Origin of the sequence: Gimesia sp. (assembly GCF_048260065.1) — a bacterium.
In the GTDB taxonomy this organism is placed as follows: domain Bacteria; phylum Planctomycetota; class Planctomycetia; order Planctomycetales; family Planctomycetaceae; genus Gimesia.
This window is the reverse complement of sequence record NZ_JBLXHC010000005.1, coordinates 53022-68032: the sequence shown is the minus strand read 5'-3', so window position 1 is coordinate 68032 and position 15011 is coordinate 53022. Positions and strand designations below refer to the sequence as shown.

Here is a 15011-nt window from a genome sequence, read left to right as displayed (position 1 = left end):
GAATTCCAATAAGGAGTAAGGGATGTCAACTCCCGAAGAAAAAACGTCAACCGACTTCATTCGTACGATCATTCAGGAAGATAACCGCACGGGTAAACACGACGGGCGCGTCTTAACACGTTTTCCCCCGGAACCCAACGGTTATCTGCATATCGGCCATGCCAAGTCGATCTGTCTGAACTTCGGGATTGCCAATGAAAATCCTGGTGGGCTCTGTAATCTGCGATTTGACGATACGAATCCTGAAAAAGAAGATGTCGAATACGTTGACTCCATTAAAGAAGACGTGCGCTGGCTCGGCTTCGACTGGGAAGATCGAGAATTTTACGCCTCCGATTATTTTGATGAGCTGTATGATCACGCTGTCACCCTGATCAAAAAAGGGAAGGCCTACGCTTGCGATCTGCCTGCAGACAAGATGCGCGAGTATCGGGGAACCGCCACCGAACCTGGTAAGCCCAGTCCGGGAAGATCTCGATCGGTAGAAGAGAACCTGGACCTGTTCGAGCGCATGAAGAATGGCGAGTTCAAAGAAGGGGAATTTGTACTGAGGGCGAAGATTGATCTGGCCTCTCCGAATTTCCACATGCGTGATCCGGTCATCTATCGAGTCCGCCATGTGCATCACCACCGGACCGGGGACAAGTGGTGCATTTATCCCATGTACGATTATACGCACTGTATTTCTGATTCGATTGAAAAGGTCACTCATTCAATCTGTACGCTGGAGTTTGAAGATCATCGTCCGCTCTACGACTGGATTCTGGAAGAACTCGAAATCTTTCATCCGCAGCAGATCGAATTCGCACGGCTCAACATGACTTATACCGTGATGAGCAAACGCAAGCTGCTGGAACTCGTGAAAGGCGATTATGTTTCCGGCTGGGATGATCCCCGGATGCCCACGATTTGCGGTATGCGGCGGCGCGGTGTCACACCGGAATCGCTGCGGGCATTCTGTAAAACGATTGGCGTGACCAAGTTCAACTCAATGACTGATAAAGTGGTGTTGGAGAACAGCATTCGCGATCATCTGAATCAGACCGCGCCCCGTGTGATGGGTGTTCTAAATCCACTGCGGGTGGTGATCGACAATTATCCTGAAGATACTTATGAAGAACTCGATGCCATCAATAATCCCAATGACGAATCGGCGGGAACCCGGAAAGTACCATTTTCCAAAGTGATTTACATCGAAAAAGAAGACTTCATGGAAGATCCTCCGAAGAAGTTCTTCCGGTTGTCTCCCGGCAAGGAAGTCCGCCTGCGGTACGCTTATTTCGTGACTTGTGTTGATGTGATCAAAGACGAAAATGGAGAGGTCATTGAGCTGCATTGCACATACGACCCGGAAACCAAAGGGGGAGATGCTCCCGATGGCCGCAAAGTCAAAGCGACCCTGCACTGGGTCTCAGAAGCACACGCGCTGGATGCAGAAGTCAGGTTATACGATCACCTGTTTAGCACACCCGATCCGGAAGATGTCCCCGAAGACGTCGATTACAAAACGAATCTGAATCCCCACTCGCTGCAGGTATTAAGCGGATGTAAACTGGAACCCAGCCTGAAAGAAGCGGGACCGGGAAGCCGATTTCAGTTTGAACGACTGGGCTACTTCTGTGTTGATACCCGCGATTCTACACCGGGGAAACCTGTCTTTAACCGCACGGTGACACTGCGTGACACCTGGGCCCGGCTGGAAAAACAGCAGTAAAACCAGCCGAAAGGCAAAAGTCACAGCGCAAAAAAACACTCGTCGAACTGAGGTTCGACGAGTGAGCCCATGCACTTCAAAGTGCTCATGTTTTAACTTTGAGTTATGGTGTTCGCTGTGCTACGGTAATGTCGCTGCCTGCTGTTACCGGAGCTGACTGTTCAGGACGAGGAACCCGACGGGTCCAGCCACTGGCACGAACGATTGATGGCAGTGGTCGCTCTGAAGTATCAGGTTCGTAACCGGCACGACGTGTGGGGGGGAAGGCCGGTGCCGTTGATTCCTGAGGAACTTCGTAAGAAGAGCGTCGGAAAGACGAATCATCATCCAGGCTGGATCGACGAGGATCTGTCGCAGGATCACGATTGTACTTGTTGGCATCAAACGAGTCATCGTACTTTTTCTTGTTTTCAGCCGACCGTTGACGAATTCGCTCAGGGGCTTCGGCTGACATATAAGGTTCAGGTGTTGGCAGCAATGCGGTTGTCGTTCCATTGAATCCACCATTGGATGGATAGACATAAGCAGTGCGTGTAGTTGGAATCGACCGCATCACGGTAACTGGTTTCATTGCCGTTACAGTGGTTTTGACATAACGTGTTGAATTCACGGCAACCTTACGTGTCGTCGTGTAGGGAACCATTTTCGCGACGTTGTATGTTACCTGACGGGTTTGCTGTACGGCGACCTGTCGTGTGACGGGGACGTTCTGTACAACCACGTTCGGTACATAATGTCGGGTTGTTTTGTATTGTGGCGTAAATGCCATCCGCATGGAGTACCCGGTACGATTCATCCAGCCCATTAAGTTGGCACGGTTATCGTATTCGCAGGGAGCTACACGGGGAACGCACTGGCGTTGTGTCACCCAGCGTCCCATGTCCTTCTGTACCTGACGGCACTCGGTGACATTCTGGTAAGTGGTGCAGGGAACATCGACTGTTCTCGGTTCCATTACCTGGCGATACGCGGTGACCTGCTGATCGACGTATTTAGTTTCAACGACTGGTTTCATCACAGTCTGCTGGACAGGTCGATACTCGGTGACGGGAACCTGACGATAGGTTGTCTGGGTCACAGGAATCGGACACTGCACCACAGGTTGTGGACAACAGTTTTGCACAACCGGAGGTGGTGCACAGGAATTACAGTTGTTAAAGGGCAGCCACTGAGCCTGAGCAGTTCCTGCAGCCAATGAAAAACATGTAATCCCCACTACGGGAATCGAACGAATGACGCTTTTTAACATGAGCATGTCCTACAAAGAGAGTCTTTGAGAGGGGGTATTTGATGGAGTTAATGTGAAGTGTGCAATCTCTGACGGTTAAGGCTGACCGCCGAACCATTGCGATGGGGCAGGTTTTTTATGAAATATTGAAATTGGGGTCAAGTCGGATTCAGCAAAATGCCGATACCGGTCAACCTGAATCATACCGAATCAGATCTAATCTGCTGTTTTCATTAGGGTTATGGAATTCTGATCTTTTTGTGAGTTTGATGGAACCATTAAAAATTTAAGGCAGGATTAACTGGATTAACCGAGAAAGTTGATCTCAACGATACCAGATTGCCGATGAAATCCCTGTTATCGGGCAAATTACGTACGTCACGTGGGGAGGTTCCTCCCTAAAATCACCAGACATTTATATGATCAACACTGAATTAAAGTTTTGATTTTCATGGACTTACACCTTTAATACAGGCTAGATTCATGTTGCCGGCAATACGGAGATTGCTGTAAAATCACAAGTTCGTAATACGCGAAATGCTCTCATAGACTCGATCCCTTCACTTCTGCCCGGTTGTTTAGATCGAACGAGAGATCGACTTAAGTAACACACGGAAGTGTTCTGTGGATAATCTCTCCCCCGACAATCAGGAACGGTCTTTCCTCAGCGAGACTCTGGCTGCGATGACACAGTTTGTGATCTCGCATTCAAAGTTCAGTCTGGCCTTTGCGCTGATCGTCTCGATCGGGTGTGTGCTGCTGACAGTCTTCCGTCTCGAATTCAAAACGGATCGTGCCGATCTAATCGACCCGACGGCTGCCTTTCATAAGAAATGGATCAATTACACCGAGAGCTTCGGCAGTTCATCCGATCTCGTGTGTGTGGTCGAAGCGGATTCACCTGAATCAATCAAATATGTCTTACGAACACTGGGACAGCGTATTGAAAAGCATCCGGAGTTGTTCGAAAATCCGCTGTACCAGATTAATCCTGGCGATTTACCCTCCAAGGGGCTTCAGTATTTAACGCCGCGCCAGTTGCAGGCAGGTCTGAATCGACTCGATGAATATGGACCGATCTACCGCAATGGACGTTGGGATCTGACACAGGTCGACTTACTCTACGATCGTCTGCGTTATCAGATCCAATCACGTTCTGCCAGCTACCGCGGTGCCGACACAGATCAGTATCTGGAACCGCTGTTTCAGCATGCTGCCATACTTTCCAGCAGCATGTCACGCTTTCTGGCTGATCAGAACGATTTCCGGTCTCCCTGGCCTTCAATTGTCCCCGTGAACGAACGCATGCGCGAGCGCTCTCGTGAAGTGATCTACCTGCTCAATGAAAGCGGTACGATGGGCTTCCTGAAAGTGTTCCCTGTTCATCAGCAAGATGGATTTGACGGTGCCACCAAAGCTATTGAAAAAATGCGTGGCATTATTGGGGAAGTGGTTGCTGAGAACCCGGAAGCCAAAATCAGCCTGACGGGAATTCCGGTCCTTGAAAACGATGAGATGCGTAAGTCGAAAGCTGATATGATCAACGCATCAATCATTTCCTGCTTTGGAGTGGGCCTGCTGCTGTTTATCGGGTTTCGCGGTTTTCGTCATCCTCTGCTGACACTGCTGATGCTGGCAGCCGGGATGGCCTGGGCCTTCGGTTATACCACGCTGACAATCGGTCATTTGAATATTCTCTCCGTCTCGTTTGCCGTCATATTGATTGGTCTCGGTATCGATTTTGGCATTCATTATCTGGCGAAATACATTGAGCTGCGGCATCGAGGCAAAGATCTCGAACCAGCGTTACTGCAGACCTCCCGGACAGTGGGAACTGGTATCGTAACTGCTGCGATTACGACGGCTCTTGCGTTTTACTGTGCCGGTCTGACTCCCTTTCTGGGGATCGCCGAGCTGGGTTTTATTGGCGGCGGTGGAATTCTATTGTGTGCGGTGGCAACATTCATTGTTCTGCCAGCACTGTTATCGCGGGCCGATAAAGATGTAGAAGTCAAACAGATGCCAACACCCTTCCAGGGTAAATGGCTGCAGAAAATGATCGTCCGCTTCCCGCGGACCGTTGCCATTGTATCTCTGGGGATCGTTGCTTTCTGTGCCAGCCAGATGGTTCATAAAACGGATGACGGCTGGAGTTCCAAAGTTGTTTACGATTACAATCTGCTGAACCTGCAGGCTTCCGGACTGGAATCGGTCGAAATTCAGAAGCGCATTTTCAATGATGCCCAGAATTCACTGTTATTCGCGGTCTCTGTAGCTGACAGCCCTGAAGAGGCACGTGAACTGCGTAAAAAATTCGAGGCCCTGCCTGCAGTGCATCATGTGGAAGAATTGGCCTCACGCGTTCCCGCTCATTCATCGCAGGAAACCAATCTGCTCGTGCAATCGTATCGAGCACAACTGACACATTTACCTCGTGAAGTACCGTTGGTCACGCGACTCAATCCCTCGACGATCGGACGCAAGCTGGAACAGTTTTATGTACTGTTGTCGCGCTATAATCACCCGACCGCACAGCAGACGGCTCGGATGCTGGACCAGTTTCTCAACCGTTTTGAATCGATGACATTGACTCAGCAGTCCCGGTTCCTGGACGAATTCCAGTACCGCACGACGGCATCTCTGCTCGGACAGTTTCAGGCATTACGTGGCGCATCGGATTCCACCCCGGTTCGTTTTTCCGATCTCCCTCGTTCTCTGACTTCTCGTTTTGTCAGTGCGGAAGGAAAATGGTTGATTCAGATCTATCCCCGCGATCATATCTGGGAGATCGAACCTCTGGAAGAATTTGTGAAGGAAGTCCGTTCCGTAGATCCCGATGTTACCGGTACTCCATTACAAAACTATGAAGCGGCACAACAGATCAAACTGAGTTATAAGACGGCATCGATTTATGCTCTGGCCGTCATTTGCGTTGTTTTGCTGATCGATTATTTGAGCCGCAGTCATGCTACGATGGCATTGGTCCCTGCTGTGATTCTGACGGTCTGTACCTGGTTCATTCTATTCAACCGGGGGACGCCGATCAGCGTTGAAGCAGCGATTGGTATGTTTCTGGTTATGAGTTTTGCTGTCTCCTTCGTTTTAGATCGCAGTAGTGTCTGTCATGCATTACTCACCATGCTGCCGCCAGTCGTGGGGGGGATTGTCATGTTTGGAATCCTGGCAATGACTTCGATTGATCTGAACCCTGCCAATCTGATTGTGCTCCCGTTGATTTTAGGCATTGGCGTCGATGACGGTGTGCATGTGGTACATGACTTCCGCATGAAAAATGGTCCGTACAAGACTTCACCCAGTACTATCAATGCGATTGTGATGACCTCTCTGACCTCGATGATCGGTTTCGGCAGTATGATGGTTGCCACGCACCGCGGGCTCTACAGTGTAGGGCTGGTGCTGGTGATTGGTGTCGCCTGTTGCCTGTTTATCTCGCTGGTAACATTGCCGGCGCTTTTGACCTGGATCTCCAATCGTCAGGAATCAGCTGATTCCCTCAGTATGGATGACGAGGATGATTCCCGGCAGAATCGTAAGAAGAAGCGACAGAATCAGGATCGAATGGAAGCGGCTGCCTGATGCCGCTTACATAATCCAGCCGCCACCCAGGACACGGTCTTCATCATACAGTACCACCGCCTGGCCGGGGGCAACCCCATATTCCGGATTATCAAAGGTGACACGGAAGCGGTCTTCATCGAGTATTTCGACCAGGCAATCTGCTTCTTTATGCTGATATCGAATCTGAGCCTGACAGCGGATCTCTGAGCCTGGATCATCAATCAGCCAGTTGCTGCGATTCGCTTCCAGAGAGTTGCGTGCCAGCTCATCTCGCGTGCCGATAACGACGCGGTTCGTTTCGGGCTCAATTTTGATCACGAAGCGAGGCGTGCCAAAAGCCACACCCAGCCGCTTACGCTGACCGATTGTGTAATTCTCGTAACCCGTATGATGACCTACGACATTGCCGCTGGTATCAACCATTTCCCCTGCGGTTTCCTGCGGTCCACGATAGCGGTTCAGGAATCCGAAATAGTCATTGTCGGGAATGAAGCAGATTTCCTGGCTGTCTGGTTTGTTGGCTGTTCTCAGTCCTGCTTCGCCGGCCATCTCCCGGATTTCCGGTTTAACGAATCCACCGACGGGGAAGATGATTTTATCGAGCAGTCCGCGATTGATTCCGAACAGCACGTAAGACTGATCTTTCGATCGATCGAGCCCGCGAATCAGAGCGGGCTGAGACTCTCCGGGGAGTGACGTCAGTTGTGCATAGTGGCCCGTGGAAATGTAAGAGGCACCTACCTGTTCTGCGAATTCCCAGAGCTTGCCGAACTTCAGCCAGTTGTTGCACATCACACAGGGATTCGGCGTGCGTCCCGCCAGATATTCATCGGCGAAGTAATCTTTGATTCGCCCGAATGCATCTTTAAAGTTGAGGGCATGAAAGGGGATGTCCAGCATATCCGCCACGCGGCGTGCATCCGCGGCGTCGCTGGCCGAGCAGCAGCCCTGTTTGTGCGATTTGAGATTGAGGACGGGCAGACTGTTCTTGTCTTCTATCGCGCAGGCTGTTTCTTCCGTCGCGCCGGACCGCATGAACAGTCCGATGACTTCATAACCCTGTTCCAGTAATAAATGAGCGGCTGCGGAACTGTCCACACCACCACTCATTGCCAGGACAACACGCTGAGACATATCAACTTAACTCGATGTAACATGACGGTAAACTTCGGAAAACTCAGCCCCTATTATAGGCGGCTCCCGGAATGATCACAGTTTAGCAGACCGCGGAAACCCGCGAATTCAAATGAAATCACGGGAATTGTCGCGTTCGTGGGGCACCTTAGTTAGCTTCCAGGTCGAGATGTTGTGCCTCGGGAATCTGACGCTGGATTTCCGCCTCGATCTTGTCAATTTCTTCCGCCAGCATCTCTAAAACATCTTCTGTATAGTTCTGACAAAACAATTCGAAATCCTGTTCGCTTTTGATTTCCGGGTAGGCGGCCAGTGCTTTTTTCTTGAGACGTTTTGACAGCTCTTGAGAATTAAAACTGAGATCGACTTTGATGCGATAATTATCAATGGAAAGAATGCGTGAACGGAGATCGAGGACCTCTTCGACCAGCGGGTTATTTTTCAAAATGCGAACCACCTGTTCGCGGGTCTGAGGAGGGATACTGGGGCCGACCAGCAGTTCCTGATTGCGGATGATCAGCCAGACTGCGATTCCTCCCAGCAGCACACCGATGCCAATGGAACCGATGGCATCCCAGTAGTGGTGTCCCGTCATCTGGGTCAATAGAATTGCGACGAGGGCAATTACTACGCCCAGACAGGCGGCACCATCCTCCAGGATGACAGCGACTGCAGCCGGATCGGCTTCTTTGCGCAGATACTGGTGAAACGGGCGACCTTCGCGGGCGGCATTTTTCCATTCCCCTTTGAGGGCGAGAATAAAAACCACCCCATCAATCACCAGCGCGAACAGCAGGGCGGCGATGGCCCATTTCATTTCTCCCAGGTCCAGTTCCGGCGGATGGATCAGGGACTGCACACCATGATAAACGGTCACGCCACAACCCAGGAAGAAAATACCGACGGCTGAAATGAGTGCCCAGACATACCGCTCGCCAGCGTAGCCGTATTCAAAATGCTTGTCAGGCGCCTGATCAGCGCGGACCAGGCCGATCAACAACAGTACCTGATTCAGAAAGTCAGCGATGGAGTGAATGGTTTCAGACAACATGGCACCGGAGCCGGTAATCAGAAACGTTGCTCCTTTGGCAACCGTGATTAAGGCATTTCCGGTCAGGGCGGCGATGACTGCGAACCGGGAATTGCTTTGTGCCATTCTTTGCTGCTCCACTTCAGGTGAGAAAACTCCATCGGGTGATATTCATGATTAAAATAGCACAACAGAATTGAGAGTTCCATTCATATATTCTCTCTTAAAGGGATCGATATTACTTTTGTTCTCTCAGATTCCAGATTGCAAATGGAAATGACGGACATCTAACTTTCAGTCTACTAACCAGGCGCAGGCAATCAGGTCATTGATTCACTCGTTCTGAGAACGATCTGTAGAAAAACAGAGGGTCGAGATCGACAGGCAATCCCGAGACACCCCCATCACCTGTTTCCACGATTTTGTAAGTACCGTCCGTTAGCGCAGCAACATCAATCGTAATAAAGGGAGATTTAAACTGACATGCGATATTTTCCCATTTCCGGAGTTCGCTTTGCGGTAAAGAGAAATTATCCTGAGGAAGGACGATGATCTTGCCATTCCAGAAGAAGAGTCGTGTTTCTTCTACAAGAGGCATGCCACGCATATCATTTCCATGGGTGATGAGAGGCATGAACTCTCGCAATACGATGCCGCGATTAAATAGATTCCCTCGTTCTTCCCGGAAGACCTTGTAAATTTCCTTAAATCGTATTTCGTCTGTACCGGCAGGAATAAAGCAGCCGTCATTCCAGCGATTTTTCGCTGACTTTACCCAGTCTTTGATCATGACATCGGAATCAGCGAAGTCTGAATAGAGTCGCCAGGCTGATTCAATATCATCGCTTGAATTCCAGGTGGTACGGGCAGTCTCGTGCTTGATGAGTGGATATGCCAGAGGGAGATAGTGTGCCTCTTCATAGGCTTCAGGAGATGTAACCAGTTCATAGCCCTTGGTTCGTACAGCCTGGTAGAGCTTTGCATAGGTTTCACCCGGCAGCATCCAGCCCCTCAAGATGAGTTTCTGTAAAGACGTTGACAGTGGTAATTCCTGTATCGCGAGCGTAGATTCACCCTGTTCAATCGCATCATGATCGTAAAAGACTGCTTTCCATCCAGCTGTCAGTGCCGCTTCATATTCATCTGAGAATGCCGAATCAATTTCATTACGTGAGAACGCTTCATGGGGGAAGAGGATCAGATTGGACATGCAGCAATAGTCCTTATCCAACTATGCGAGTTGATCATGAGGATGTAAATATTTCTGAGGTTACAATGCTATCGGAAATAAGGCGGATTGATATCTTTGTGGATTGTGACACGAAACAGCTCAAACGTGTTCGATTTCTGAGTACAAAAAAAGCCCTTTGAGCTGGTGCTCAAAGGGCTTTAAAAAAATGTGATGCAATTTATTTGGCAGTGCTGGCCTGAGCGTTATTGAATTGCTTGGAGAATTCAATTTCTGCCTGCCAGCGTTTAACTTCATTCTGAGCGGCAGCCAGGGCAGCAGCAGCGGCGTTGGCGGCATTCTGTGAAGCGGTTGCCTTATCGGTGGCTGGCTTCAAAGTCTTCTGAAGTTCGACGACTTTGGCTTTGGCAGCGTTCAACGCATCTGTTGTCTGTTTGATCTGGGGCGTGTACTGAGCAATCTTCTGCTGATTGTCTTTGACTGCTGCCTGATGCGCTGCCAGAGTTTTCTGTTCTGCTGCTTTCGCTGCTTCGCGTTTATCAACGGCTGATTTCAGTTTTGCTGCAGCTTCTGCCAGTTCTTGATCTCCGGCCACCTGCTTGCTGATCGCATCGGCTTTTGCATGTGCTTCTTTGATCGCAGCCAGTGGCGTTTCGATCGCTTTGATCTGGTTTGTGGAATTGGTTTCACCAGCCTGCGCTGCTGCCAGCGCTTTTTGTGCTGCTGCCAGATTCGCATTCAGACCATTCAAACCGTTTTGCAGGTCAGTCTGCTGTTTCTGTGTGGCGGCGAGATCCGCGTTGATTTTCGCGACGGCAGCCTGATCTGCCTGAGCGGCAGCCAGTAATTTCTGATGATTGGCCTGGCTGGCCTGTACGCCGGCAGTTGCCGCTGTCAGACGTTCTGCCAGAGGAACGGGATTCGCAGATAGTTCACCCACTTCTTTCCCGTCTGCGGCATTCCAGACTTTAATCTTACCAGTCCAGTCGCTGGCAATCACGCGGTTGGTTTCATCACAGATGGTCACGCTGACAGCGATGTCTCCGAAGGCGGGAGTTGCTATCAGCTGTTTGCCTGCCTGATCCCAGACTTTGGTAACGCGGTCGCGACCACAGGTCACCAGTCGGCCGTCACGTGCAAATTCGACACTCGATGTTCCGCCGCCATGCGCGTTCCATGATTTGATATTCGTACCATTCTGGACTTCCCAGAGTTTGACAGACTGGTCTTCGCTACTGGTCGCTACCAGATTGGAATCGCTGCGCCAGGTGATTCCCGTGATGCCGCCTTTGTGGCCTTTGAGTGTCAGGTATTCGTTTCCTGAAGCAGCTTCCCAGACAAAGGCGCCGCCATTACGATCGCCGGAGCAAAGCAGAACCGAGTCCGGGCTGAAAGCCAGGGAGGTCATCCAGTCTGTGTGCTTACGAATTTCATAAGCGAGTTCACCAGTGCTGGTTGAGTAAACACGAATCACTTTACTGGGACTTCCCAGCGCAATGAATCGTTGATCGGAACTGATATCGGCACAGAGGACTGAATCCAGTTCATCACCTACTTCAAACAGTCTTTTGCCGGTCTTGACATCCCAGACAACAACACGTCCACTGGCAGCAGCATGACCACCGCCGGCCAGTAACAGGCTGCCGTTACGGCTGAATTTCAGAACATGTGGCACACCTTCAGGGAAGGGGAGCACGCCCAGTAACTGCAGGGTATTTGTGTTGTAGAGGAGCACCTGTTTCTGACCGGCGACAGCAGCTAAAGAGGACCAGGGGTTGGTGGCCAGTGCGGTCACTGTCGTGGGAAGGCTCGTATGAACGATGGGCTCCAGGCTTAAATGTGGCGGCATCGGAGGCGGTCCCGCTGGTTTCCCGGTAGAAGCCCCCTGCAGAGCGAAATCGAATTTAGGTTTTTTGATGGTGACTTTACTGCCGGCGTTTTCTGGAGCACCAGCGGTGATCCATTCCTGGATGAGTGCCAGTTCATTGGCAGGTAATTTATCTGCCTTGGGTGGCATGAAGGGTTCAGATTCATGTGTGACCAGCATATACAGGTAACTGCCTTGTGCATCACCGGGAGCAACGGATTCGCCGGCGGCTCCCCCCTGCATCAGACCTGTGTAGTTCGTCAGGTCCAGTCCTGAAGCCTTTTTGTCTGTATTGTGGCAGGCAAAACACTTGGCACGAAAGATCGGTTTGATGTGCTCATCGTAGGTGATCTTCGGTTTTTTCTTGTCATCCTCTTTTTTCTCTTCGGCTGAAACCGGAGTAGAAAACAGTGCGATCGAAACCAGACCGGAAGCGATCAGAATGCTTCTGGTAAGATTGTGCCACTCAGTAGAAAGTAAATTTTTCATTATGGTAACCATATTATGTCTGGAGCCAGCCGCAGCAGGTTCCGGTGTTAGTTCAACTGGTCTGAAAATTTAGTGATTGAAGATGAATTCACGGGAATTCAACAACGACCAGAATACATCGTTCAATGTATTCGTTTCATCTTTCTTGTTTTCATCCAGGACCTGAACGAGCGAAGAATATTCTTTATCCGTCGGTTTACGGCTCAGGCAGGTGATATACATCTCATCAATGACTTCCAGAGGCTTCTTGCCGGCTTTCAGCCGCGATTCCACAAATTTACCCTGGGCAATTTTCTGGTTGACGGTGTCACCATTCAACAGATGCAGGGCCTGTGACAGGCTGGGTTCCATGCGAACTTCGCAGGAGCAGACTGTATCGCGTTTGGCACGACCGAAGGTTGTCAGGAAGTAGTTTGTTGTATTTCCGTCAGCGATCTGAACCGCACGTGCTCCCAATGGTAACCCGCGGAATTTATTCGGGGCACTGGTGACCTGTGAAATACAGTCCAGCAGAATTTCTGCCCGCAGACGACGAGGTTGTGCATGCGAGAAATTCGTCAGATCACGTTCGTTGGAAGGATTGGTCTGGGTCGAAAGCTGATAAGTCCGCGAAGTACAGATATCGCGTACCAGCTTTTTGAAGTCATAGTTGTATTCGGTGAAGCGTTTTGCCAGTTCGTTCAGCAGTTCCGGATTGACCGGCGGGTTACTGACGCGGACGTCATCCACTTCGTTAATAATCCCTTTTCCAAAGAAGTGAGCCCAGACAATGTTACTCAGGTTGGTTGCAAAGTAGGGGTTCTCGTTTGAGGCCAGCCAGTTTGCCAGCACAACACGTCGGTCCTTGCCACGTGTCTCAGGTTGGGCACCGCCCAGGAATTTAGGCTGCATGACCCGGTTGTCGACGGCGTGGCGAACTTCTCCGCTGCCGCGATTGTAGATGATGGATTCACGAGGGTCTTCACTGCCTTTACGACCGATTTGCGAGAAGAAGGCAGCGAAGCTGTAATAATCATCCATGGTCCAGCGGTCAAAGGGATGGTTATGACACTGAGCACACTGAATCCGCATGCCCATGAAGACCTGGGCCACGTTTTCGGATACTTTGAGTGTATCCCGTTCATTTTCATAATAGTTGGTTGCTGCATTCGCAAAGGTACCACCAGTAGAGCCCAGCAGTTCCTGAACCATCTTGTCGATGGGTACGTTTGAAGCAATCCGCTCCTGCAGCCAGTTGTAATAGAGCAGGGCTGACTTGTAACTGATGCGGTTGTTGACCGTGCGGATCTGCAGTAACTCAGACCATTTCATCACCCACATCTCTACAAATTCTTTTCGATTCAACAGCTGGTCGACCAGTTTGTCCCGTTTTTTAGGGTCTTTATCGGCGACGAAGATATTGAATTCTTCGATGGTCGGCATCACGCCACAGATATCCAGGCTGGCGCGACGCAGGAATTCGGCATCGGAACAGACTTCTGAGGGGACAACGCGCAGTTTCTTGAGCTTATTGTGAATCAGTGTATCGACATAGTTGTACTCAGGTACGCTGGGCCATTCGAAGTCCAGGCCTTTGGGAAGTACAACAAAATGTGAACCGACAGTGTGAGTGTCGAAGCGTGCCATGATGAAGGCTTCGCCACGGTTGCTGGCGGTGATCAGACCTTCTTTTGAAATAGTGGCTGAGTTATCGTTATTGGATGAGAAGAAAGCCAGTGTGGTGACATCACGGGTGGTACCATCCGAGTAGTATGCCAGAACAGATACCTGTTGTGTTGTCCCTTTGCCATCCATGACGCCACCTTCGGGATAGATTTCCACTTTTGTGACAGTCGGGATTTCACCGGCATCATAGGGAGCACCCGCCTGTAACCAGCGGAGTGTAGCGTTGTAGTGTTCGGAATCTTTTTCATACAGTTTTCCACCTGTATGTGGCACGGCACCGGTGGCTTTTTCGAGCAACAGACTTTCATGAGGCAGGCTCAGATTGATGCGGCGTCCACTTAATTCACGAGTCAGGCGGTTGTAGTCTCCCTTGGGATCGAAGCCAAACAGCGAGAGACGGAAACCATCTTTACCACGGGCGGCACCATGACAGCTACCCGTGTTACAGCCTGCTCGCATAAAGGTCGGCATAACGTCCAGATTAAAACTGATGGGACGATCTACTTTACCTTTGACGACTTTGGAGTGCAGTTTGACATCAGCACCACCAAAACTGGCGATGACATCGGTTTCCCCGTCACCCTCAGGATAAACCATGTTTTTATCGATGCGTACAATACCAGGTTGTACTGGTTTTAACTGTAACTGAGCGGTCACATCCTGAGTCAGGCCGTTATCGAAAACTGCCTGGGCAATCACAGATTGACGATCCCGGCTGGTAGTAAGCTGAATATCCGTAGGATACACGTTCAACTTGACCATTTTAGGGGCTGGTTTTGCGGGAGCTGCCGGTTTAGGTTCCGCAGGTTTAGCAGGAGCTGGAGTCGCCGGCTTTGTTTCAGCAGGTTTGGCAGGTGCCGGTTTTGTTTCTGCCGGCTTTGCTGGAGCGGGGGTCGTTGCCGGAGCTGGTTTCGCCTCGGCTGGTTTTGTTTCAGCTGGTTTCGCTTCTGCCGGAACTGGCTTTGCTGGTTCGGGTTTTGCCGGTGCTTTCTCGTCTGCGTGTGAGAGAGAGAGTCCGCTGGCAAAAATCACCAGAGAGAGAACACTACCTGTTAAAAGTCGATGACGCCACATAATTGAAAACCTTTATTCGTCAACAAAATCCAGTTGATGAAG

At 50.4% G+C, this 15011-nt stretch carries 8 protein-coding genes; 2 read left to right on the top strand and 6 right to left on the bottom strand.

Going from position 1 to position 15011, the window contains the following annotated elements; translation table 11 throughout:
• Positions 1 to 22: 22 nt before the first annotated feature.
• A complete protein-coding gene (locus ACN0YN_RS10955) occupies positions 23 to 1714 on the top strand; it encodes a glutamine--tRNA ligase/YqeY domain fusion protein (RefSeq protein ID WP_417385053.1) in 1692 nt (563 codons plus the stop codon).
• 103 nt (positions 1715 to 1817) lie between these two features.
• Here the strand turns inward: ACN0YN_RS10955 and ACN0YN_RS10950 are convergent, their stop codons facing one another.
• Entirely contained in the window at positions 1818 to 2963 is a 1146-nt protein-coding gene (locus tag ACN0YN_RS10950; protein WP_417385052.1) for a hypothetical protein, read from the bottom strand.
• A 603-nt stretch (positions 2964 to 3566) separates the two neighbouring features.
• On the opposite strand from ACN0YN_RS10950, the gene ACN0YN_RS10945 reads away from it, so the two are divergent.
• Positions 3567 to 6539: an MMPL family transporter gene (locus tag ACN0YN_RS10945; RefSeq protein ID WP_417385051.1), complete on the top strand. Its 2973-nt coding sequence runs from the start codon at positions 3567 to 3569 to the stop codon at positions 6537 to 6539.
• A 6-nt stretch (positions 6540 to 6545) separates the two neighbouring features.
• On the opposite strand, the gene mnmA is transcribed toward ACN0YN_RS10945, so the two are convergent.
• The 5 genes from mnmA to ACN0YN_RS10920 form a co-directional block, all read right to left on the bottom strand.
• Positions 6546 to 7655 (bottom strand): tRNA 2-thiouridine(34) synthase MnmA, encoded by a 1110-nt coding sequence (gene mnmA / locus ACN0YN_RS10940; protein WP_417385050.1) that lies wholly within the window; start codon positions 7653 to 7655, stop codon positions 6546 to 6548.
• Between the two features lie 148 nt (positions 7656 to 7803).
• On the bottom strand, positions 7804 to 8811 hold the full coding sequence (locus ACN0YN_RS10935; protein WP_417385049.1) for a cation diffusion facilitator family transporter: 1008 nt from the start codon (positions 8809 to 8811) through the stop codon (positions 7804 to 7806).
• A 199-nt stretch (positions 8812 to 9010) separates the two neighbouring features.
• A complete protein-coding gene (locus tag ACN0YN_RS10930) occupies positions 9011 to 9895 on the bottom strand; it encodes an ATP-grasp domain-containing protein (protein WP_417385048.1) in 885 nt (294 codons plus the stop codon).
• A gap of 199 nt (positions 9896 to 10094) precedes the next feature.
• Positions 10095 to 12230, bottom strand: coding sequence for a c-type cytochrome domain-containing protein (locus tag ACN0YN_RS10925; RefSeq protein WP_417385047.1), 2136 nt, complete (start codon positions 12228 to 12230; stop codon positions 10095 to 10097).
• 69 nt (positions 12231 to 12299) lie between these two features.
• Positions 12300 to 14969 (bottom strand): DUF1549 domain-containing protein, encoded by a 2670-nt coding sequence (locus ACN0YN_RS10920; protein ID WP_417385046.1) that lies wholly within the window; start codon positions 14967 to 14969, stop codon positions 12300 to 12302.
• Between the last annotated feature and the right edge of the window lie 42 nt (positions 14970 to 15011).